Source organism: Petralouisia sp., assembly GCF_056822245.1.
On sequence record NZ_JBQIOP010000048.1, the window covers coordinates 1 to 23,264 of the forward strand.

At 42.6% G+C, this 23,264-nt stretch carries 21 protein-coding genes and 1 pseudogene; 19 read left to right on the plus strand and 3 right to left on the minus strand.

The features are described from left to right. Nucleotides 1–225 precede the first annotated feature (225 nt). The 14 genes and pseudogenes from ACTO17_RS15830 (at nucleotide 226) to ACTO17_RS15895 (ending at nucleotide 13,517) form a co-directional block, all read left to right on the plus strand. Complete coding sequence (locus ACTO17_RS15830; RefSeq protein ID WP_482558603.1) at nucleotides 226–2,163, plus strand: flagellin N-terminal helical domain-containing protein; 1,938 nt, start codon at nucleotides 226–228, stop codon at nucleotides 2,161–2,163. A 336-nt stretch (nucleotides 2,164–2,499) separates the two neighbouring features. Then, nucleotides 2,500–4,050 (plus strand): ABC-F family ATP-binding cassette domain-containing protein, encoded by a 1,551-nt coding sequence (locus ACTO17_RS15835; RefSeq protein ID WP_482558626.1) that lies wholly within the window; start codon nucleotides 2,500–2,502, stop codon nucleotides 4,048–4,050. A 32-nt stretch (nucleotides 4,051–4,082) separates the two neighbouring features. Further along, nucleotides 4,083–4,736, plus strand: coding sequence for an MgtC/SapB family protein (locus ACTO17_RS15840; RefSeq protein ID WP_482558604.1), 654 nt, complete (start codon nucleotides 4,083–4,085; stop codon nucleotides 4,734–4,736). A 461-nt stretch (nucleotides 4,737–5,197) separates the two neighbouring features. Further along, nucleotides 5,198–5,755 carry a TetR/AcrR family transcriptional regulator gene (locus tag ACTO17_RS15845; RefSeq protein ID WP_482558605.1) on the plus strand — a complete coding sequence of 186 codons (558 nt, stop codon included), beginning with the start codon at nucleotides 5,198–5,200 and terminating at the stop codon, nucleotides 5,753–5,755. A 92-nt stretch (nucleotides 5,756–5,847) separates the two neighbouring features. Beyond that, complete coding sequence (locus ACTO17_RS15850; RefSeq protein ID WP_482558606.1) at nucleotides 5,848–6,513, plus strand: hypothetical protein; 666 nt, start codon at nucleotides 5,848–5,850, stop codon at nucleotides 6,511–6,513. 11 nt (nucleotides 6,514–6,524) lie between these two features. Beyond that, on the plus strand, nucleotides 6,525–7,193 hold the full coding sequence (locus tag ACTO17_RS15855) for a response regulator transcription factor (protein ID WP_482558607.1): 669 nt from the start codon (nucleotides 6,525–6,527) through the stop codon (nucleotides 7,191–7,193). Beyond that, nucleotides 7,190–8,260, plus strand: a complete 1,071-nt coding sequence (locus ACTO17_RS15860) for a sensor histidine kinase (protein WP_482558608.1) — start codon at nucleotides 7,190–7,192, stop codon at nucleotides 8,258–8,260. The genes ACTO17_RS15855 and ACTO17_RS15860 overlap by 4 nt, the downstream gene beginning before the upstream one ends. A gap of 193 nt (nucleotides 8,261–8,453) precedes the next feature. After that, a complete protein-coding gene (locus ACTO17_RS15865) occupies nucleotides 8,454–9,302 on the plus strand; it encodes an ABC transporter ATP-binding protein (RefSeq protein WP_482558609.1) in 849 nt (282 codons plus the stop codon). Further along, the gene (locus tag ACTO17_RS15870) at nucleotides 9,302–10,297 is read left to right on the plus strand and encodes an ABC transporter permease (RefSeq protein WP_482558610.1); all 996 of its coding nucleotides are present in this window, start codon (nucleotides 9,302–9,304) and stop codon (nucleotides 10,295–10,297) included. Before ACTO17_RS15865 ends, ACTO17_RS15870 begins: the two co-directional genes overlap by 1 nt. A gap of 2 nt (nucleotides 10,298–10,299) precedes the next feature. Next, complete coding sequence (locus ACTO17_RS15875; RefSeq protein ID WP_482558611.1) at nucleotides 10,300–11,307, plus strand: ABC transporter permease; 1,008 nt, start codon at nucleotides 10,300–10,302, stop codon at nucleotides 11,305–11,307. Nucleotides 11,308–11,719: 412 nt separating this feature from the next. Further along, nucleotides 11,720–12,046 (plus strand): annotated as a pseudogene (locus ACTO17_RS15880) (DUF3990 domain-containing protein); the annotation flags it as partial. After that, a complete protein-coding gene (locus ACTO17_RS15885; protein ID WP_482558612.1) occupies nucleotides 12,036–12,473 on the plus strand; it encodes a hypothetical protein in 438 nt (145 codons plus the stop codon). The pseudogene ACTO17_RS15880 and the gene ACTO17_RS15885, both read left to right, overlap by 11 nt. Before the next feature lie 67 nt (nucleotides 12,474–12,540). Beyond that, nucleotides 12,541–12,771 carry a hypothetical protein gene (locus ACTO17_RS15890; protein ID WP_482558613.1) on the plus strand — a complete coding sequence of 77 codons (231 nt, stop codon included), beginning with the start codon at nucleotides 12,541–12,543 and terminating at the stop codon, nucleotides 12,769–12,771. 434 nt (nucleotides 12,772–13,205) lie between these two features. Beyond that, nucleotides 13,206–13,517 carry a hypothetical protein gene (locus tag ACTO17_RS15895; protein ID WP_482558614.1) on the plus strand — a complete coding sequence of 104 codons (312 nt, stop codon included), beginning with the start codon at nucleotides 13,206–13,208 and terminating at the stop codon, nucleotides 13,515–13,517. Between the two features lie 42 nt (nucleotides 13,518–13,559). Here the strand turns inward: ACTO17_RS15895 and ACTO17_RS15900 are convergent, their stop codons facing one another. Further along, nucleotides 13,560–13,844, minus strand: coding sequence for a helix-turn-helix domain-containing protein (locus tag ACTO17_RS15900; RefSeq protein WP_482558615.1), 285 nt, complete (start codon nucleotides 13,842–13,844; stop codon nucleotides 13,560–13,562). A 258-nt stretch (nucleotides 13,845–14,102) separates the two neighbouring features. On the opposite strand from ACTO17_RS15900, the gene ACTO17_RS15905 reads away from it, so the two are divergent. The 4 genes from ACTO17_RS15905 (at nucleotide 14,103) to ACTO17_RS15920 (ending at nucleotide 19,177) form a co-directional block, all read left to right on the plus strand. Beyond that, a complete protein-coding gene (locus ACTO17_RS15905) occupies nucleotides 14,103–17,372 on the plus strand; it encodes a leucine-rich repeat protein (protein WP_482558616.1) in 3,270 nt (1,089 codons plus the stop codon). Nucleotides 17,373–17,596: 224 nt separating this feature from the next. After that, nucleotides 17,597–18,133: a hypothetical protein gene (locus ACTO17_RS15910; protein ID WP_482558617.1), complete on the plus strand. Its 537-nt coding sequence runs from the start codon at nucleotides 17,597–17,599 to the stop codon at nucleotides 18,131–18,133. 2 nt (nucleotides 18,134–18,135) lie between these two features. After that, the gene (locus ACTO17_RS15915) at nucleotides 18,136–18,885 is read left to right on the plus strand and encodes a prolipoprotein diacylglyceryl transferase (protein ID WP_482558618.1); all 750 of its coding nucleotides are present in this window, start codon (nucleotides 18,136–18,138) and stop codon (nucleotides 18,883–18,885) included. Between the two features lie 142 nt (nucleotides 18,886–19,027). Then, on the plus strand, nucleotides 19,028–19,177 hold the full coding sequence (locus ACTO17_RS15920) for a hypothetical protein (RefSeq protein WP_482558627.1): 150 nt from the start codon (nucleotides 19,028–19,030) through the stop codon (nucleotides 19,175–19,177). Between the two features lie 1,237 nt (nucleotides 19,178–20,414). On the opposite strand, the gene ACTO17_RS15925 is transcribed toward ACTO17_RS15920, so the two are convergent. Beyond that, on the minus strand, nucleotides 20,415–21,719 hold the full coding sequence (locus ACTO17_RS15925; RefSeq protein WP_482558619.1) for a sensor histidine kinase: 1,305 nt from the start codon (nucleotides 21,717–21,719) through the stop codon (nucleotides 20,415–20,417). A gap of 43 nt (nucleotides 21,720–21,762) precedes the next feature. Next, complete coding sequence (locus tag ACTO17_RS15930; RefSeq protein WP_482558620.1) at nucleotides 21,763–22,449, minus strand: response regulator transcription factor; 687 nt, start codon at nucleotides 22,447–22,449, stop codon at nucleotides 21,763–21,765. Between the two features lie 250 nt (nucleotides 22,450–22,699). On the opposite strand from ACTO17_RS15930, the gene ACTO17_RS15935 reads away from it, so the two are divergent. Continuing rightward, nucleotides 22,700–23,263, plus strand: a complete 564-nt coding sequence (locus tag ACTO17_RS15935) for a hypothetical protein (RefSeq protein ID WP_482558621.1) — start codon at nucleotides 22,700–22,702, stop codon at nucleotides 23,261–23,263. Nucleotide 23,264: the final 1 nt, after the last annotated feature.

The window sequence follows — 23,264 nt, forward strand, 5'->3', positions numbered from 1 at the left end:
TCGTACAGGATCACTTTCTTTCGTATTTTTTGTTTGCAAACTTATTATACATCAGAAAGTCCTGTATGACATTTTTTTATGGAAAAGTTGTAAAGTGGTGACTGCTTATTATAAACAGCCCGAAGGACTGCCGGGGACGTTTCAGTCCGCAGTCCCAAAAACAGGGCCATATGCGCGCAAACGGATTTGCGGCAGAAAAACCATAGACAACAAGGAGGAAAAATTATGGTAGTACAACACAACATGCAGGCGATGAACGCAAACAGAATGCTTGGGGTAACCACAGGCGCACAGGCAAAGTCCACAGAGAAGTTATCATCCGGATATAAAATCAACCGTGCGGCAGACGACGCGGCAGGATTGACCATTTCGGAGAAAATGAGGAAGCAGATCCGCGGCCTTGACCGTGCATCCACCAACGCCCAGGACGGGGTGTCCGCAGTGCAGACGGCAGAGGGGGCCCTGACGGAAGTGCACTCCATGCTGCAGCGTATGAACGAGCTGGCAACCCAGGCGGCCAACGGAACCAACTCTGAATCAGACAGGGACGCGATTCAGGCGGAAATCGACCAGCTGACCACGGAAATCGACCGCGTGGCAGAGACAACAAAGTTCAATGAGATTTATCTGCTGAAAGGGGATAAGGGAGGAGCAACCACAACAGAGAAGGTTGCGGCCCATGATGCAGGAATCAAAGGCAAGCTGACGGATAAAGGCGGCGGAGTGTCAGGCTTTGAACTGGATAAGGCCTTAGAAAACGGCGATAAGGTTACAATTGGCGGAAAAGAGTATACCATTGGAACGTCAGGAAATCATAAGGATGCAGGGGAACTGAATACTTCCACAGATGGTTATCTTAAATCTGATAATGCCGTGTTTACGACAGATACTTTGTCAGCAGGTGACAGCGTAACATATCAGGGGAACACGTATACTTTAACCGATAAGGTTGCGATGAGTGACATTACCTGGAAAGCAACTGATACGTTTACAATAGGAGATGAGAGCTATACAGTGGTGGCGGATACCGCTACACCGACAGTTGGCCAGATTAAAGAGAGTGATGTAAAGGATTTTGTTGCATCCGCATTGGCAGATGGCAAACAGGTGATAGGAACCAAAATCACTGTGAATGAAGTTAAGGCAGGTACAACGGCAACTGTAGCTGCACAGAAAACAGGTAACTATGCCATAGTTTCTTCACTGGAAAAAGGAGAAATCAGCGAAGCCCTTGTAGCAACCACGACTGCGGCAACAATTGCTAAAGCAGGAGAGGGGCTTTCTACAGTTGCGGCAGCATTGTCAACCGGTGACAGCGTTACAATAGGCGGCGTAACTACTAAAGCAACAGCTGAAACACCGGCAGCAGCAAAAGCTGTTTATGATGCAATCAATGCTCTGGCTACTGATGGAACAGCTACAGTAAAAGTTGGAACCGGAGCAGACGCCATTACTTATACAGTCGTTGATGAAGAGGATGTTGACGAGGAAGCTTTTAAACTTACAAAAGATGCGATACTGGCAAAAATCCATGACGGGGATGTTGTTGATGCCGGAGGCGGAGCAAATACCGTCATCGGCGATATCGCCCTCCCGGAAAACACCGAAAAAGTAATCAGCGCAAAACAGGCATATACCATGATCGCAGAAGAACTGCAGAAGGCTTCCAGTATCGGAGCTGACACAGAAGCAACCGTGACAAACGACGGCGACGGCAAATTCACAATCACCCAGGGCAGCGTGGAAGTGAAAGAAGCATTGTCCTTCAACCTTCATGTAGGCTCTGACGCTGACATGACCAATAAGATTACCGTAGACATTGACGCTATGGACGCCGCAGGGCTTGGGGTAAAAGGTCTGAACGTGTCTGACGACAGCGGTAATTCCGCAACCTACGCAATTGACGCAATTGCAGACGCAATTTCCAAAGTATCCGCACAGCGTTCCGCATTGGGAGCCGTACAGAACAGATTAGAGCATACCATTGCCAACCTGGATAATATCGTTGAGAACACCACCTCAGCAGAATCCCGTATCCGCGATACCGATATGGCAGAAGAGATGGTGGAATACAGCAAGAACAACATTCTTGCACAGGCAGGCCAGTCCATGCTTGCACAGGCAAACCAGTCCACACAGGGCGTATTGTCCTTACTTCAGTAACAGCATATTTCATAGAAAACGCTGGCATCTGCCGGCGTTTTCCCTATTGGATATGTCCAGTGTTCAAGAAGTTAAAAAAATGTATCTTGTAATTAAAATTTGCATATGCTATAATGCCATTAGGCAAAAAGAGATACAAAAGTTCCATGTAAACAAAGAATGAAATCCCCGAACCGTGTGCCAGTACAGTTCGGGGATTCTTTTTTTATGGCAGTAAAACTCCCGTCAGGTTATTTGTTGCTATCCCTTTTTTGCATTTGCTGCAATTGTATTTACATCAAAAAAATGGTATTATGAAATCAAAAAATTTTTCTGCCATCGGCAAAAGGAGACAGAATTATGATCTTGGATGTAAAAAATTTAACCCATGGATTCGGAGACAGGGCGATTTTCAATGATGTGTCTTTCCGGCTGTTAAAAGGGGAGCATATCGGGCTGATTGGGGCCAACGGAGAAGGCAAGTCCACGTTTATGAACATTGTAACCGGCCATCTGCAGCCGGATGAAGGAAGCGTGGAATGGGCCAGGCATGTGCGCGCCGGCTATCTGGATCAGCACACCGTATTAAAACAGGGAATGACGATAGGAGATGTTCTGCGCAGCGCCTTTTCCTTTTTGTTTGAAATGGAAACGGAGATGAACCAGATGTTTGAAGCCATGGGCTCCGCAGATGAAAAAGAAATGAACCGCCTGCTGGAGGAAACGGGAACCATGCAGGAATTGTTAGAACAGCATGATTTTTATATGATTGACGCGAAGGTGGAAGAAGTGGCAAGGGCGTTGGGCATACTGGAGCTGGGACTGGACAGGGATGTGTCAGAACTGAGCGGCGGGCAGAGGACGAAGGCCCTTCTGGCAAAGCTGCTTTTGGAAAAACCGGATATTCTGTTGTTGGACGAGCCCACCAATTATCTGGATGAAAACCACATAGAATGGCTGAAACGCTATCTGCTGGACTATGAAAATGCATTTATTTTAATCTCCCATGATATTCCTTTTCTCAACAGCGTAGTCAATATCATTTACCATATGGAAAATCAGGCGCTGACCCGCTACGTAGGAGATTACGATAAATTTATGGAAGTCTATGAGATGAAAAAATCTCAGATGGAAGCGGCTTATAAGAGGCAGCAGAAAGAGATTGAAGGGCTGAAGGATTTTGTGGCGAGAAATAAATCCCGGGTGGCAACCAGAAATATGGCCATGTCCAGGCAGAAAAAACTGGACAAAATGGAAGTCATTCAGCTTGCGGCAGAGCGGCCCAGGCCGGAATTCTTTTTCCGGAATGCGAAAGCGGCCGGAAAGGTGATTTTTGAGACGGACGACCTTGTTCTGGGCTACGAAAAACCGCTGTCTAAGCCCATCAATCTCAGAATGGAACGCGGGGAGAAAATTGCAGTGACGGGAGCCAATGGAATTGGGAAATCCACATTTCTGAAAAGTGTACTGGGCCTGGTAAAACCGCTTTCCGGAAAAGTCAGACTGGGAGATTATCTGTTTCCGGGATATTTTGAGCAGGAGATGCCGGAAAGCGAAAACAGCTGTATTGAAGAAATCTGGGAGACATTTCCGGCCTATACCCAATACGAGGTTCGCTCTGCGCTGGCAAAATGCGGCCTTACCACCAAGCACATTGAGAGCAAGGTAAAGGTGTTAAGCGGAGGGGAACAGGCCAGGGTGCGGCTGTGCAAGCTTTTGAATGTGGAGACGAATATCCTCTTATTGGACGAGCCCACCAACCATCTGGATGTGGACGCCAAGGAAGAATTGAAACGCGCCCTGCAGGAATATAAAGGAGCCGTTCTGCTGGTGTGCCACGAACCGGAATTTTATCAGGAGGTTGTAAAGAAGGTATGGAATATGGAGGAATATTCCCTGTTTCAGTAAATATGGTTTTTGTAATACAGCAGTTGGAGTGGATGGGGAGAATTTTACTGGCGGGCTGCTGCGGAGGCGCCATCGGCTATGAACGGGAGAGCAGAAAGAAAACGGCGGGAATCCGTACGCATGTGATTGTAGCGGTGTCCTCGGCGCTTATGATTATTCTCTCCAAATACGGGTTTCAGGATGTGACCGGGCAGTTTGTCCGGGCAGACCCCTCCAGAATGGCGGCGGGGGCCGTGGCAGCCATTGGATTTCTGGGCTCCGGCGTGATCTTTTCCCGGAATAAAAATGTCAGCGGAATCACCACCTCGGCCGGCATCTGGGCCACTCTGGGCGTCGGAATGGCAGTAGGGGCGGGACTGTATATCATAGGGTTCTGCACCACAGGGATCGTGATTCTGGTGGAAATTTTTCTGGGCCGCCAGGGAAAAATGTCCCATATTATCAAAGACGTGTATGAAATTGAGGTGGAGTACCGCTGCAATGAGGAAAATCCCGGACAAATCTCCCGGGAAATCCGGCGGGAACTGGAGGAAACTTATCAATGCCGGATTCTGAAGTTCCGCACCAGAAGAAAAGGAGATTATATTCGTTTGGAAATGCTTGTGCGCACTGCTCTGGGAGCAGAACTGTGCCGTTTGGCGGAATATGTGGAAAAACATCCGGAAATCTTGAAGATTACCATATAAGATCCGGGCTGCGCTGACTGAATGAGGCATAAATATTACTCTGGCGGTTAAATTGGGGGATGCAGATGTGGGGAATGTTTTTTAAACACGCTCTTGTATTACAGCGAACAATCTATATTTCGATACACAGGAACTGCCGAACTGCCCTTTGGCTAAGCAAACGCTTCATGGGCGTATTGCGTGGAGGCGAAATCCACTGCTTACGGAGTTTTAGGAGTGACGGCTTTCCGGAACTCCTTAGACGCAGTTAGCAGTTAGTTCGCCAAAACGCTGCCCAGTTTGTGTGTCAAAGGGCAGTTCGGCAGTTCTGTCCGTATCCAAATATAAAACGTTCGCTGCAGTACTAGAGTCTGCTTTTCATCTTTATAGAAGCCTGCGCAGGCGTTGGGGATATAATCAAAGTACTTGACAAAGTGATTTAAGACCGTTATAATGAACATTGTTCATGTTGAGGTGATGAAATGAATACAGTGGTGACATCCAAAGAAGATATTTTAAAAACAAGCCGGGAACTGATTCAGCAGCAGGGATGGTCTGCGCTCAATATCCGTTCTGTTGCGGCGGCCTGCGGGGTATCGGTGGGAGCCATTTACAATTATTTTGATTCTAAAGCGGCGCTGGTGGGTGCGGCAGTAGAAAGTATCTGGCATGAGATTTTCCATCGTCCCGGTGACAGGGACGTGTTTCAGGACACGCAGGACTGCATTGTCTGGATGTATGAACAGATGGAGTACGGCTGTAAACAGTATCCCGGATTTTTTACGCTGCACTCTCTGGGATTTATGCAGCAGGATAAAGCAGATGGAAAACGGAGAATGCAGCAGACCTGGCGGCATATCCTGGATGAATTGTGTTCCGTTCTGAAACGGGACGCCAGGATTCGGCCGGATGCTTTTACAGAGCAGTTTACAGTAGAAAAATTTGCGGATGTTTTATTTTCCCAGATGTTGTCCGCGCTGCTGCGGCAGGACTATGATTCCGCTGCGGTACAGGAGCTCATCCGCAGAACCCTATACTAAAAATCCGCATTGCTGCGGAATTTTTAGTAAAGAAAGCTGAACAATGTTCACCAAAGGCGGCAGTTTAAAACAAAACATAAAGGAGACAAACAATGCAGGCAATCGCAGAAACTTTATTTGATGCAGTATACTTAATTTTTGTCATTACCATTGGAATCTTGATGATCCGCGGCAGCAAGGGAGCTCGTCAGTTTCGTTTGTTCGGCTGGATGGCGGTGGTGTTGGGAGCGGGCGACTCCTTCCATCTGGTTCCCCGCGCTTTCGCCCTGTGTACCACCGGCCTTGAGAACTACACCATTCCTCTGGGGATTGGAAAGTGGATTACTTCAGTTACCATGACTATTTTCTATGTGCTGCTTTACTATGTCTGGCGGCAGAGATACAGAATAAATGGCCAGGGCATCCTTACCGCAGCCGTGTACGGCCTGGCCGGCCTGCGGATTGTGTTGTGCATGATGCCTCAGAATCAGTGGCTCAGCGCAAAAGCGCCCCTTTCCTGGGGGATTTACCGCAATATTCCCTTCGCCCTGCTGGGCCTTCTGGTGATTGTGCTGTTCTACCGGAGTGCAAAGGATTGCGGAGATCAGGCGTTTCGCTGGATGTGGCTGACCATTGTGCTGAGCTTTGGCTTCTATATTCCGGTGGTGCTGTGGGCAGACGCCGTTCCTCTCATTGGAATGCTGATGATTCCGAAAACCTGTGCCTATGTGTGGACGGTGCTGATTGGATATTTTGCCATGAAACAGGAATGTAAATAAGGGGTGATTTCATGGCAAATATTTTGATTGTAGAAGATGAAAAGAATATGCAGGAGATTATTGCCGAGTATGCCAAAAAGGACGGACATACCTGTTTTACTGCAGACGATGGGATAGATGCCTTAATGATATTAAAAAACAATCCTATGGATTTAATGATACTGGATATTATGATGCCGCATCTGGATGGATTTTCTGTATGTAAAATGGCAAGAGAGCTGAGCAGCCTGCCGATTATCATGCTGACTGCTAAAAGTGACGAGGAAGATAAACTGAAAGGCTATGAATATGGAGCCGATGATTATATGACAAAACCCTTTAGTCCGAAAATACTGATTGCAAAGGCAAACGTCTTGCTGCGCCGTACCTCTGTGGCGCCTGCGGGTATGCTCAGCGCAGGGAAAATAACCATAAATCCTGCCGCGCATAAAGTGTTCTCAGACGGTGTGGAAATTACGCTGACCCATAAGGAATACGAACTGCTGCATTTCTTTATGTCTAATCCGGAACAGATTTTTTCCCGGGAACAACTGTTAAACCGTATTTGGGGGTATGATTTTGAGGGGAATACACGAACGGTAGACACCCATATCAAAACATTGCGGCAAAAATTGGGCAGCGAAGGAAAATCCATTGTAACGCTTATCCGTTCCGGGTATAAATTTGAGGTGGCAAAATGAAAGAAGAATTTTCCCTCCGCACGGTACGGAAAAAAATAATGATAGTTTCAAAGATTGCAGGTATCTCTTTAATAGCTTCATACCTGATTGCAACGCGGTTGCCTTTGGAAGAGGATGTTTCTTTTCTGCTATGGGGAATCTTTGTTGTTTTGCTGATCGTAATAACAGATTACTTGTTAGGACGATTTATTTCAGCTCCAATCTGCAAAATATGTGAAATGGCCCGCAGAACAGCCAGGCTGGACTTTTCTCAGCCTTGCGTCATAACCTCAAAGGACGAATTTGGGGAGCTTGCAGACAATCTCAATAAAATGTCCGAAAATCTGCAGAAAACCCTTGAAAAACTGGAAAAAGCGAATATCCGGCTTGAAAAAGATGTTCAGCGGGAACGAAAACTGTTGGAGGAACGAAAAGAATTCACAGATCGCCTTTCCCATGAAATGAAAACGCCTATAGGAGTGATCCGGGCTTATGCGGAGGGAATACAGGATGAAACAGATGAAAGGAAAAGACAGAAATATTCTGAAATCATCATTTCCGAAACAGAAAGAATGGGGAATCTGATTGAAACATTGTTAGATTTGTCCGCACTGGAAAACGGGGCGGTATCATTGGCGCCGGAACGGTTTGATTTCGTAGAATTTGCAGAAAGGGCGGCAGGGCGGTTATTGATGGATATACCGGAAACTGATTTTGAATTACAGTACGAGCTTCCGGAAGATAAAGTTTTTGTTTATACGGATAAACAGCGGATGGAGCAGGTTTTAGGCAATTTAATGATTAATGCGAAAAAGAATGTATCTACAAAGGGAATTTTACGATTATCATTAGTCCGACAGGACAATATGCTTCACTGTTCCATTTATAATCAGGGAGCCTGCATACCGCCGGAACAGCTGCCTAAAATCTGGGAAAAGTTTTACCGTGATAAGAATGCAAAGTACAGCGGTTCGGGATTGGGGCTTGCGATTGTTGCACAAATTTTATCCATGCAAAATTTAGAATATGGATCAGAAAATTTATCAGATGGCGTCCGGTTTTTCTTTTCTGTTCCTGTCATAAAATAAATTCTTAAAAAAACGGCTCTTCCTTCAGAAGTAAAGGGAAAGCCGTTTTTCATATTTCACACCGATTTCACAGAGACCACACTTGGATTTCACCTCATTTTTTTATCTTATGTGCACACGAATTTATAAAAGAGTGGAATAAACGCCGGCAGGAACAGAAAGACAGCAAGCAGGAAGTGTGGGGTGACGACGAATGATTGAAGTTAAAAACCTGACTTTTTCATACAGAAAGGACAAGCAGGTATTGCACGGATTAAATTTTACGGTAGGAGATGGAGAAATATTTGGGTTTCTGGGGCCGAATGGTTCCGGAAAATCAACAGCGCAGAAAATCCTTACTGGAATTTTAAAAGGCCATGGCGGATATGCGTTATTGTTCGGACAGGATATTTCTACAGCGCATACACAGGATTTTTTTAGTAAGATAGGCGTTTTGTTTGAATTTCCCTATCTGTATGCAAATTTAAGCGCAGTTGACAACCTGAAATACTTTTCCTCTTTTTATCCTGCAAAGCAGCTCAGGGATATTGGGGAGATTTTAGAAAAGTTGGAATTTAAGGCTGATTTTATGAAAAAGCCTGTTTCATCATACTCAAAAGGCATGCGGCAGCGTGTAAGTATGGCAAGGGCGCTGATCAGCAGTCCGGAGCTATTGTTTTTGGACGAGCCAACCAGCGGGCTTGACCCTTCAGGCGCTGTGCTGTTCCGAAAGATTATAGAAGAAGAACGGAAGAAGGGCACAACCGTATTTTTAACCACGCATAATATGCTGGATGCGGATTTATTATGCGACAGGGTAGCTTTTATCACAAATGGAAATATCGTTGCGTTGGACACGCCGAAAAGATTAAAAGAACAAAACAGTCATTACCGTGTACAGATTGAATACATGTATCAGGGCAGGCGTGAGGAAAAAACAATAGAAATCCCGGAATTGGAAAAAGGCATTCCTTTCCGGCATGATGAAATTATCAGTATCCATTCAGAAGAACCAACGTTAGAGGATATGTTTATCCAATATACAGGAAGGGGGCTGTCCTGATGTGGAAAAATTTCTGCTCGCTATTTCGAAAAGACTGCCAGATGATGTTAGCCGGAAAATTTTTCCTTGTCACTTTTGGGTCACTGATGATTTATACGTTGTTTATTAACTTTGGCTATGTCAACTTTATGAATGCTGAACTTTACAATGTATATCTGTTTGATCCGCAGGGAACACAGCAGGGGATTTCCGAGCTGATTGCTCCGGTAACATCCTTAGAAGAATTAAATACGGTTCTTTCTGAAGATGTCAATGGCGTCGGGATAGACGCCAGTTCCGGCACGCCGGACATCGTTTTTTATTTTGGAAGTGAAAAGGCTGATAAACACAGGGCTGACTATGCATTGTCACTTCTTCGTCAGGACAAGCAGTACACTGCCCGGACCGTAGGCACAAATACACCGGAGCTAAAAAAACGAAAAGAAATGTCTTGTGAATTATTGTTTATAGAAATCATTGCCGTTGGTTTTTTGGGGATTGCCTCAGTATTATTCAAAGAAAAACAGATGGGGGTTATCCGTGTCCATGCAGTCCTGCCATTTAATAAAAGCTTATTTATCGTATCAAAAATCATGGTTTTCCTGTTATCTGATTTGATTTTTGCGGGATGGATGACTGTATTAAATATAGGGTTTCACGATGCAGCGGGCATTTTACCGAACGTACTGGTACAGACCGCAATATTGTCGCTGATTATGTCACTTACGGGATTTGGATGTACGTTGCTGTTAAAGGATTTCAGACAGTTCAGTCTGGTCTATCTGGTGATTGCCATTTTTGCGGCGGCGCCTGTATTTTTGTCGGCAAATACTTCTGTGAAGATGGCATGGATTGACTGGCACCCGTTCTATCATGTTTATATGGGGCTTAAAAATGCCTGCTTTGGCGTGCCTGTCACAAATCCTGTTTATTATCTGTGTTCCGTTTGCGGAATTGTCATTCTGTTCCAGATCGTCCAGACAGCATTTCACAAAGAAATGGGAAAGGAGGGTTAATTATGAGAGGTCTTATGTATCAGCTTAAAAGCGTATGGAAAGACAAATTTTGCATTATGTCTTTTCTTCTGCCAATCATTGTTGCTTTAACTTTAAATTTTATCGGCGGAATTGACCTTTCTCCGGTGTCGGAGTTCCATTTCGGCGTATTAGAGAATGATCTGTCTGCTGAGACGGTTTCATGGTTGGAGAGATATGGTTCTGTAGCCGTATACGAATCCCAGGAGGAATTAATCACTGCGATTAATGAACCTTCTACAAACATGATTGGAGTGAAAGCTGATGGCCGCAGCATTCAGACGATGGTATCCGGTGATGAGCTGGATTTATTCCGCCAAACGGCCGATACGCTTCCATCATTATATATGGGAAGGGAAAATGCAAAGCAGATAAGCCTCACTGTGTTAAAACGTCCTGATATGATGGCAGGACTTCAAAATATATTTATAGCCATGACATTAATTGTCGCTATGTTTATGGGATGTACGTTTAACGCCATGAACATGATATCTGAGAAAGAAAATGGCATTGATCTGGTCAATCAGATATTGCCGATGACACAGAGCGGCTATGTAATGCAAAAAATTTCAGTAGGTTTTACAGGCGGATGTCTGTCCGCCGTTTTGACCGCCTGCTGTTATTTCCGGCTGTCGGTTAAGCACGCGCTTCTTATGCTGACGCTGATTATCCTTTCTGCATTTACAGCCGCGCTGATTGGGTTGTTTATCGGCAAGTTTTCTGAAAGTCTTATGGAAGGCGTTGTTTATATTAAGATAATTATGATTATATTTATGGCAGTGCCATTGGTATCCTATTTGTTAGGGGCAAGGGGTCTGATTTCGGTATTTTGCTATTTTGTACCATCCAGTGCGTCCTTTGAAGGGATTATGAATTTGGCTGACAGCAATGAGCCAGTGATTGCAAAAGACATATTTATTCTTGCGGCCCATGGCATCATTTGGTTTCTGCTTTATCTGTTAATTTCCAAATGGCAGAAAAAGCATGCCTAGCAGCAGCTCTGGCCTGGGTATTGATGCTTATTGTGGGATTAAATTCAATGTCTGTAAAATATAGGAGATACAGTCCAAGATATAAAAGACTTCCAGGATATAGGAGTGGTTTGTTTTTCGGCGGGCAAGAGTCTTATAATGCTGATACTTTGGAAAAGGAAAATCCTAATTATGTATTTTACCGTATAAGCGACCTGTACGAATATTTTAAGTATAAATGCTAATAGCAAAACAATCCTTCTTGTTTACATCCATTTTTTATCATGGCAAAAAGGGCGTTCGATGTGATTTTTAAGGCAAAATTTTGATGTACGGCAGATGAAAAGGGCAGTAGAAAAATCAAGAGAGGTTATGTAGCTATGAGGAAATATGCAGTTGCTTGTTTTGCCCTAATTTAAAGAAGTAGTTTGTTGGAGAAACAGGATATATCAGCCTTTATGAATATACGCCAAATCAGGAGTTAAAGATTCTTATGTTTGAAAAGATGACCGAAGAATGGTTGGATTTTATTGTAGCTTGCCGGACTGGAAAAGCTCATGATTATGATATAGTGGAAGGCCCTATGGCAGACGATACAATTTATAATTATGTGCAGGGATTTATTGATGGAAAGTATTCAAGGGCAGCATTTTGGGAACTGGCTAAATTTAAATACCCTACACATCAGATTAGTTTTCATACAGTCAGAGCTTTAACAACTTTGAGATTTTTGGAAGGAGCGCCAGTCTATGAAAAATGATAACAACTTGTTTTATGTTTGCAGCCTTATAGAATATATTGCTAGAAAAACGCAAAACAGCAGATTTGACATTGTGGATCAATTGGGCGGTGATTTACAGCGCATTTATAATTATGCAGATATTTTTCATTGTGAACCCATAGAAAAAGTTGCAGATGATTTTATACAAAAAGATAGTATTGCAAATGGAAATTATGACAATTTGACAAATTGTCAGTATTCTCTTCCAGATTATTGGGATATCGGAGAGGTTTTTGCCCGCTTAGTGGAGGATTGTTATGAAAGTACGAACGTAATTAATGGGATTAAAGAGGTTTACGAATCATGGCTTGCAGATAAAATTTTGAATTTTAATTCTGATTTATATTATCAGCCAAGGGATTATATAGCAGCTTGCTATAAAGAAGGAACAATACTTTCGGCATAGTTTGACAGTCTGCATTTTGCAAGTGCAGACTGTGGGGCAGATGTGCTGTTGACAACGGATATAAAATTTGAAAAGCAAGTCAGCGCCCTTGATGGGGATGGAAATTGAGAATGAGATTGGGGAATTTTTTGGCGTCCATAATTTGGTGGAATACAAAAGCCCCACAGACCATAATTTCAACCAGTGTTCCATTTGCCAGGCATTGGTTTACACATATTATTATTGTGCCAGGCATCAGACATGGGATGTTACTTTGTCCTTAATTGTCAGTAAAGGGCATTTCGATATATTAAATTAATTTGACAGACCAGGAGATTGAAGCGTTGCGGCAGACTGAGCAGTGAAAGGGGCCTATGCAGAAGTTGCCGCAGGCATCTGGAATTGCTAATGAAAAATTGAAAAGCAAATAGATAAGGCGCAAAAGCCAATAAATTGCAATGGCAGCTATGGGGATACCTGTAGCTGTATTTTTGTGGAATAAAAAAGGGTGCACTTGGATTAGGCGCTCTTATTTAATTAGAGGAACAATGCGGAGTGGGAAGAGGAACTTTTATTTTGCGGATATTGGATAAGAAGATGAAAAAAAATTGAATTTTTTTATAAAATTTTGAGTAAAGGATAAAATGTGTCCATCCCGTTTTGTAAAATAGTGCTATCAGAAACATAAAATGTAAAAACATAAAATGATTAAGCAGACAAAACCGAACGGCTGTCTGAAGGGAGGAATAGAAAATGGACGAAACAGTAAAAGAAATATGCAGGGAAATAGCGCAGTGTGAAGGAGATATTAGCCTGCAGAAATTGGAAAAGGCCTTGCATCTATTGAAAGAATTAAAAAAGCGGCAGTGCCGGGAGGAACATGAGACGCAAATAACGGAACTGGAAGAGGAACTGTTCAGCTTCACCGCTGGGCATGTGCAGGGGCAAAATGAGATACGGGAACGGACAGAGAAGATTCTGGACAAGGTTCAAAATATGGCATTCATGGAAGGATACCAGTATGCAGTTGCAATATTGGAAGAAAGCATGTTGGGTGCAAAATAAAATGGGAACGGTTTTTGTCAGCCTGCCCGCTTTTACTCCAGATTATTTCAGCCCGCCGGAAATATCAAATATAATTTGCTGGACATGCGCAAGCTGTGCATCAGTTAGCCCAGTGATCTCAATATAACGTCTGTCGTCCAGTTCCAGAAGGTAATCGGTGCTTACAGAAAAAAATACAGCTGTTTTAACCAGCATATCAATGGAAGGCAGGATATTATTGTTTTCCCAGTTGGAAACAGTCTGCTTGGAAACGCCTAATTTTCCTGCCAACTGGACTTGGTTTAAGCTGTGGGCAGTCCGCAGCTTACGAATCATATCGCCGAACATGGAGAACCTCCTTTTGTATATTTATTTAAGCCTACTAAAGTAAATTATATTTACAAAATACTAAAGTATTGTTAAAATGGTCATATAAATGAAAAGATTAATATAAAAGAAGTATGGTGATGTGGAGTAAGAAAAACAGTTTTTAAGAAATGGATGTAGGATGTGGTGGAAAAAGGAGTGTAAAAGCGAGGTGGGGACAAAAGAAAATCATTCAGGTACAATTTTAAGAAAAACATAGAGTTTTAGGAGGAGTTACATATGAAGAGAAAATTAGCAATACTATTGGCGTTTTGCCTGGCAGCAGGAACAGTGGGTGAATCTGCCGGGATGCTGCAGGCAGAAGCAGCGGAAGTGTCAGGGACAGAGCAGGAAAGTGATTATGAGTACAGAGAGACGGATGGCGAAATAAAAATTAATAAATATAAAGGGAGCGGCACGAAGATAGTGATTCCCTCTGAGATAGAAGGGAAAATGGTTACAGGGATAGGCTCTTTTGCTTTCAAGGAATGTGCGGATTTGGAAAGCATAGTGATTCCATCCGGGGTGAAAAAAATTGAAAGTTATGCGTTTAGTAGCTGCAGCAAACTGAGCCATGTGGAAATACCAGGCAGCGTAACAAGCATTGAAGCCAGCGCATTTAGCGGCTGCAGCAGTTTAGGGAGCGTTGAAATACCATCCAGTGTAACGGATTTGGGCGGAAGTGTGTTTCGTAACTGCAGCAGCCTGAAAAATGTAAAACTCCCGAATGGCATAACGAGCCTTGGTTCTAATGTATTTTATGGCTGCAGCAGCCTGGAAAGCATACAAATTCCGGGGAATGTGAAATATATCGGAAGCAGTGCGTTTGGAAATTGTATAAATCTAAAAGGTATTATACTCCCGAATGGCATAACAAGTATTGCCGATCAGACTTTTTGGAATTGTGATGTTTTAAGCAGCATAAAGATACCAGACGGTGTTGTGAGCATTGGAGCATCGGCATTTTCCAGCTGCGACAATTTGAAAAGCGTTATTATTCCGGCCAGTGTAGTGAGCATTGAACAGGATGCATTTGACACTTATCATCCTCCTACATTGTATTGCGCAAAAGGCTCTTATGCGGAAACATTTGCCCAGAAGAAAGGCCTTACTGTGAAAGATATTTCAGAGGCCCCGACAGAAGAAGAGCCGGGAACAGAGCAGCCCGGAAATCCAGGAGAAGAAGGGCCGGGAACGGAACAGCCTGGAAATCCCGGGGAAGAAAACCCGGCAGAACCCATTGAAAAAGCAGAGCAGACGATTACAGCAGAAAATGTGGAAAAGACAATGGGGAATGAACCGTTCCTGTTGGATGCAGAAACGGATGGGGATGGAATTTTGTCTTATGAATCCAGGAATCCAGAGATTGTAACAGTGGATGAAACCGGGACAGTGACACTCTTAGCGGCAGGGACAGCGCAGATAGTCATTACCGCTTCAGAAACAGACAGTTATAAAACGGCCAGAAAAACAATTACGGTTGCTGTAATACCGGAAGGGTATACGCCTATTCACGATATTGCAGATTTGTATGCCATTCGGAATAATCGAAGCGGTAATTATATTTTAATGAATGACATTGATATGTCTTCCACTGCCCAAGGAGGAGATTATGACTGCGGGACAGGCTGGGATTCTATTGAGGAATTTTCCGGTACCTTAGATGGGAATGGATACCGGATTGTGGGAATGCAGATTTTCGGGGAACCTGCAGCTGATACGGAGGTTGGTCTGTTTGAGTCTATTCATGGAGCCAAAATTAAAAATCTGGGTATGGTGGATTGTAATATCAATATCACAGTGAAAACATCTACATATGTTGGCGCAATATGTGGCCGTAGTGGTTACTATAGTAATTACTATAGTAATATCAATAATTGTTATGCCAATGGAAAGATTACTGTAGCAGGAAAAGATACTGGCGTTTGCTACATAGGAGGGCTTACAGGGGGAACATATGTGTATTTTGAAAATTGTTATAATGACTGTGAAATTGACAGTTCCAGCTTAGAAAGTAAGTCCGGTTATGAGCCTTATATTGGAGGGATATCTGGGGATGCTATCAGCATAAAAAAATGCCATAATACAGGAACAGTAAGAGGAAGCGCACAATCCAAAGTTGGCGCAATATGTGGCAGTTCTAATGTCTCAAATGTTAATTACCTGAGAGGCACTGCTGACAAAGGCATTGGAAGTATGGCAGACGATGCCGACTGCGTTTCCCTTACCGAATCTCAAATGAAAGACCAGAGGTCCTTTACCGGATTCGACTTCGTCAATACCTGGGAAATCGACCCGTACTGTGAGAGTTACTCTTATCCGCAGTTAAAGAACAACCGGATGATAAGGGTCAAATCCATTGAATTATCGCCTGTACCGACAAAATTAACCTACAACCAGGGGGAAACCATAAAAATCACCGGCGCAGCCCTGAAAATCACATACGAAGACGGCATCAGCACCACTATCCCGCTGAAAAAGGAAATGTTAAGCGGCTATGACATGTCTGAGATTGGGAGACAGGAAGTCCTTGTAAACTACGGCAATGCGGAAACTTCATTTGAAATTGAGGTAAAGGAAATCTCTGTGGCATCCGTCACAGTGTCCCAGGCGCAGCTTTCCCTTTACCGTGCAAAAGAGCATCAGTTAAGCGCAGCGATTGCGCCTGCCAATGCAACGGATAAAACTGTGACATGGGAATCTGACAACCCCTCTGTTGCAGAAGTAAGCGGCAATGGCTTGGTGAAAGCGAAAGCCAAGGGAACGGCAACCATAACGGCATCCGCTTCCAACGGCCTGCAGTCAAAATGCACGGTCACAGTGCTGGTTCCCGCAGTGTCCATACAGCTGAGCCAAAACGCAGTAACCTTAAAGGAAGGAGGGCGCGTTACGCTGGCTGCCCAAATCAGCCCTCTGGACAGCACAGACGCCGTCCAATGGAAATCCGCCAATTCTGGGATAGCGGAGGTATTTGAAGGAAATGTCGTGGCAAAAAGCGCAGGGACAACGACAGTGACGGCTTACACGGAAAGCGGAGCCGCTGCAGCCTGCACCGTTACTGTGCAGAAAGCCGCAGCGTCTGGAGGCAATAATCAGAATCCGGGGGACAATAACCAGGATTCCGGAGGGAATGTCCAAAAGCCCCAGGAGCCCCCAACGCCTCAAAAACCTCAGAATCCCCAGAAACCGGGCACAACCGGAACAACTGCCGCCATTAAAAAAGTGCAGTCCACAAAAGCGAAAATAAAGAGCGCTAAAAATATAAAAACCAGAAAAATTAAGTTGAAATTAAGCGGCCGGGGAGTGTGTACCGGTTATAAAATCCAATACGGACTCAAAAAGAATTTCAAAGGCGCAAAAACCGTTACCAATAAAAGCGCCACGGTAACCCTTAAGAAATTAAAGGCGAAAAAGACTTATTATATCAGGGTGAGGGCTTACAAGAAAATTTCTGGAAAGACTTATTACGGGAAATGGAGCAGCCGGAAGTCCGTAAAGATTAAAAAATAAGCAGGCATCCAATATTCCGAAAGATATGCAGAACGGGGCTGGCAGGAAACTGTTTAGCCCCGATTTTAAAGAAAGACCGCAGCAAGTTGAATAATTTATGCCGGCACATATGAGGATTCAGGAAGAGAAAATGAGTATGTTTAAAAAAGAAAAATCAGAATGCAGCATGGAACATAATTTCACTGCTGCAAGTAGAATAATTTGAGCGGGAAGGGAAGGTTTCTATGAAAAAATTGGACAGCAGAACAAAGGGGGAGCAGTTATTTATTTTACTGTTGATGTACGTTATTTTTATGAGTGGGGTTTGCATTGCAGGATGCGGAGGACAGTCATGTGAGTCCCCGAAGTATGGAAGTGAAGAAGGTGATGGGTTTAAAGCAGCAGGATGTTCAATTCCTGGGTTCGGCGGCTGCTTATCATTTGAGAAAGGCTGTAATTCCGCATGTTGGCCGCAATCCTGCAAGATTTCAAATGGAACATACAGTGGTGAAGGGACAAATGATAAAGGTTGTGTAACATCGCTTGATATGAGGTATTATGGGGATGGCTGCTTTGGATGTGGGCAGTCTCAGAAATCATGTTATGTGGGATTGGTGAATTGGAATATCGAAAATATGGAAGCAAAAGGCATTTTTTATGGTTCTTCGGACAAAACGGAACATGTGGCAGGATGTTATAATGGATGCATCGGATGTATGGAGACGGCGGATATATTCGGCCAGTACATGTATCAAATGGAAAGATTGGAGGGAATTGATTAATCATGTACCCGTATATTCATATCCTTATCCCGTCTTACACGGCAATGGCTTTGCTTGGTGGGATTATTGCAATGGGTTTTATGTATGTCCGCCTTGAAAAATTTGGGATACCTTTTTCAACATTTATTTTTATGCTTTTTTGGTGCATGATTGGCGGGATAACAGGAAGTAAAGTGTTATTTGCGGCAACGCAAATCCCATGGCTGATTGACAACCTGACACTGGAAAACATCATTTGGTTTATCCCTGGGAGTGGGTTTGTTTATTACGGTGGGTTGTTTGGCGTGGTCGCTACAATATACATACTGACAAGGAGAGAGCATGAGTTACGAAACAGAATATTTCAATTGTCAGCCCCGGCAATACCGCTATTTCATTCCTTTGGAAGAATTGGATGCTTCATGGCAGGCTGTTGCTATGGCAAAGAGATGAAAGAACCGTTCTCTCTGGGAATATTTGAATTCACTCGGATACCAGTGCAGCTCCTGGAGTCAATAGCAGAAATTTTGTTATTTGTCCTCCTGCTTATGGCGGAAAGAAAAAAACGAGGGGCGGATTTGCTCGGAATTTATCTTTTAGCATATGCGGTGTTAAGATTTGCAGACGAATTTTTAAGGGGTGACGGTATCAGGGGCATTTATTTTGGAATTTCAACAGCACAATGGATATCATTGGCAATTATTGCATATTATACGGCAAGATTCCTGAAACATAGGAAGAAGAAAACACAACTGCAGGCAACAGATTTTTAGAAATATGAAAAAGAATATAAGTGTATTATAATGTGCACTGGGAGAAACCAAATTGTGGATAGGATAAAGCGTATTGTGATAACAGCCTGTTCTTGCAAATGTATGTTACAGGCTGGGGTTTGTCGAAATATTCGGTACAGGCATTACACGGATAAAGCAGCTCTATGAAGAAGGATTGAAGCAGCCGGATTTTGAAGTGTCGGAAAATGCAATTAAGATTGTACTTCCGGTTTTTGAGAAAAATTTGAATTTAACGGAAGACGAAAGAAAAATATATAAAATTTTAAGATAACAATGCTGAAATCAATTAGCGAAATTGCTCCTTACGCCCCGTTTGGTAAATCAAAGGCAACACAATTACTGAAAGAGATGGGTAAAAAAGGTGTTGTGAAAATTGAAGGCAGAGGAAGGGGTACTAAGTATGTGATAAAGTAATCAAGCCGTATAAACTTTGATGACGCGAAAGAAGAGCTGCATCAGGTAGTGAACTTTTAAAAACCTCATTGGTAAAGCTGCTTACTTTACCAACGTATGTACCAATTTTACAGGGACAAATATGAGAAAGTATGAAACGATTTGAGAAAATACTTTGGAAACACAGAACTTAGGAACAGTCCCAAAAGACTGTAAAATCAATGGTTGTACAGCTCAATGAGATACTTACTACACCACTACTACACCATTTTTGAAAGAGCCTTGAAATGACAATCCCCAATATAAAATAGATTCTGAAAAAGATGATTAAGCGGCAGCTTCCTTTTATGAAAAGGGCTGCCGCTTTTCATAAGATTATGTACCTTTCGCAAATTGCTCATGTACGGTAAAGAAGCAAGCAACCGAAAACAAGAGATAGACCGCCGGCACCACACGATTCCGAACCAAAGAAAGCAAAGACCAAAAGACAAGCATTGTGGAAATGTGCATAACTGGCTATGGAATCATGGATAACTCTATTCACAGCACATGGAAAAACTAAAGTACAGCTTTCCCACGTCCTGCAAACAGAGTTACCCACAATTCCATGAGATAGCCAGTTATACACATTCCCATAATGCCGGCTGCTACGGCTGCTTACAGTTCTGCTTGTTTGTGGGTTTACTGTTTCGGGAGCATATGTAGCCAATAGGCATAATCAGACAAAGCCTAATGACAAAACGGACACCGTTTCTTTGCGTACAAGTTCGGCTGAAATTATCGGTTTTACACAAGGTGAACAGACAAAATGCAGACGCCGATGGGGATAGCCATAGAACGCTTGAAGTAATCGACCCAAATGGCGAAGTGGTACGAACATATACCTTTGCTCAAGATGGGTTTATATCGGGAAACGAAGATATTGTACAGAAATGAGAGTTCTGCTTAAACGATGTGTATTCTCTATGAGTAGGAGATGTGATTTCCAATTTGTAGAGATTAGTTTTTACTTTTGTGATTTGCAGTAATGCAAAAGAAAACCAGAGGTCAATCATCTGGCTGTTTTACCATATAAATCGTTTCATTAGATTTTTCTAAGTTTTTTATCAATCCAACTATTTCAAAGGAAGTGTAACAAAGAATGTAGCCCCTCCCCCATCCGTATCTTTACAGCCAACTTTACCATTCATCATTTTTGCTAGTTCGTCTGCTATGCTAAGCCCTAATCCAAAATTTGATTTATCTGTCCTTGATTTGTCGGTGCAATAGAAACGGTTGAAAATATACGGCTTATCATCTTCGGGAATGCCTTTTCCGTGGTCGGTTACGAAAAATGTAATATGTTTTGCCGTTACTTCTGTTTTAATTTCAATTTGTTTATTACCTACGGAATGGTGGATGGCGTTCTCCATATAAATTGTCAATATCTGAAAAAGCCGTTCTCCATCCGCATAGAATTTCGGATAACTGGTTTCACTGATTTCCAAACGCAGGCAGATTTTTTTACTGATGCAGATTGGTTCATAAGCTTCATATAATGAGATTAATAATGTGTCTGTATCAATGGTATTTTTGCATATCGTCCATGATTTCGCATCAGAGGAAGCCAGAAGCAGCATATCCCTTACCAGTTTTGACATTCTCATGCATTCCTTGTCTAATATTTTAACCGATTTTCTAAATTCCGTATTATCTATTTGTAATTGTTCCAGTTTCTCTGCGTTTGCCAGAATAACAGCGAGCGGCGATTTTAATTCATGCGAAGCGGAAGTTATAAAATCTTTTTGGCTTTTCAACATTACCTCTGTTGGTTTTAATGCTTTCTTTATGAGCAAATAGCTCATCGTCGTCACAGCAATAAGGGAAAGACACCATAAGGAAACATAAAGGAAAGCCTGTTTTGTTAAAATATCTAATAAGGACTGCTGTCTGTAAATCAGTGACAGATGATAAGCTGTGTCATTCGGCGTAATAATCGTTGCAAGTATCCCTAAATAATCGTCATTTTTCGTTCCGTTAAACATAAAAACACCGCTTTGGTCTGTAGTGGGCTTGTTATCATTTGTTATTATGAAAGTATCCTCTTTGCCTGTTTGTATGCGGAAACGCTCTAAAAGAGTGTCTACATCAGTAGGAAAGTCAGAATCTGTTTGATATACCATCTTTCCAGAAGTATCTTGGATACAGCAAAATATCGGGGATTTATACTCATGGTAGGAATCCGCAATGGATTCAAAATTCTGGCTGTTATCTTCAAGCTGGTACATCATCTGCGTAACCATTCTTTGAAATAAAAGAATCTCACTTGACTGCTCCATGTGGACGTAATTGTTGCAGAGAATTATCATAATTGATGTAATGATTAACATAATTGCCGTTATAAAAAGGGCATTCAATTTTTTCGACAGTGGCTTCAGCATTTTCAACCTCCAATTTGTTACGGCTCATATGCCATAAAAAATTTTACTTCCGTTTCTGGGTTAGGGAATATCCAGCCCCATATACTGTTTTTATTTCACAGATACTCTTTAATTCCCTTAACCGTTTCCGCAGGAAAGAAATATAATTATCAACATTCCCCTGCTCAACTTCCGATGATGTACCCCATATTTTCAGTATAAGCTGCTCCCTTGAGAAAAGTGTTTCTGGGCTTTTCATAAAGACGTATAACAATTCAGATTCTTTTGCTGTTAAAAAAACTGCTTTGGGGTTGCAAGCCAGTTCACGGTTTGATTTGTTAAAACACAGGTCGGCATATTGGAGCGTATCTTCTGCTTTTATTTCACTTGGACGCCTTGTTAAAGCCCTCACGCGCGCAAGCAGTTCTTGAATATGGAACGGCTTGACTAAATAATCGTCAGCCCCTCCATCCAATCCCTCTATCTTTTCATTAAGGGCGGTCATTCCTGTAATGATGATAACAGGAATCTGGATGCCTTTTTTCCGCATAGCCTTAATAATCGTCAGCCCATCAATCACAGGGAGCATTCTGTCCACAATAGCTAAATCATAGGAATAATCTGTATGTAAGGCATACAGCATGGCGGTTTCCCCATCATTACAAGCATCAACCATATAACCGTTTTTCGTCAATTGCGATTGTATTGAGCTGCAAAGCTCTAAGTCATCTTCTAAAAGAAGTATTTTCATTGTTTAAATCCTTTCCAAATATTTTTTGATGAGATTATATAATCCGCTCAATATCAGTATAATATGAAATTCTATAAAAATCCTCTAAAAAGTCCTTTATATTTTTTATAATTTTACAGGATTTTTAGCAAAGTTTTTCTATACAATGGCTTTGCAGCCTGATAACTTGAACACCTTGCATCTTTGCGGGGTATATAAAAATCATGATGCTAAAATACAAACATATCAAAAAGAAAGGCGGAAAAGAATTATGAGGAACAAAAAATTAATGCGGATGTTAATAGTTGGGGCAAGTATGTTTGCTTTGGCAGGTTGTGGCACGTCGAATGACACAGGCACAAATAGAGAAAAAGAAACCCAAAATGCCTATATTGAAAATGACATAACAAACCCTGACCAAAAGGATGCTTCCGATAAAAACGATTCAAACAATACTCCCGATGGGAACGATTCAAATGCTGTCGGAAGCATGGATGGAGACGAACTAATTACTGCATCTGATTTGCAGGGAAGCGTGACAGAATTTTCAGATAACGGATGCACGATTAATCCCGCAACATCAGATAATAATGGAGAGGCTGTTATTGCGGCGGATGGATACGAAGATGAAGGCGCAAAGGTAACTATTAAATATGGAGATAACTGCATATTCCAAAGAGCAGTTATGAGTATAGCGACTGGAAAAGCCACTGTCAGTGAAGCCGCCAAAGCGGACATAAAGAAAAAAACATCCTTGCTGCTTTATGGGAATTTTGACGATACAGAAAATTTTACAGCTGCAAAAGTAGTGATTGTCCAATATGAACATGAATAGG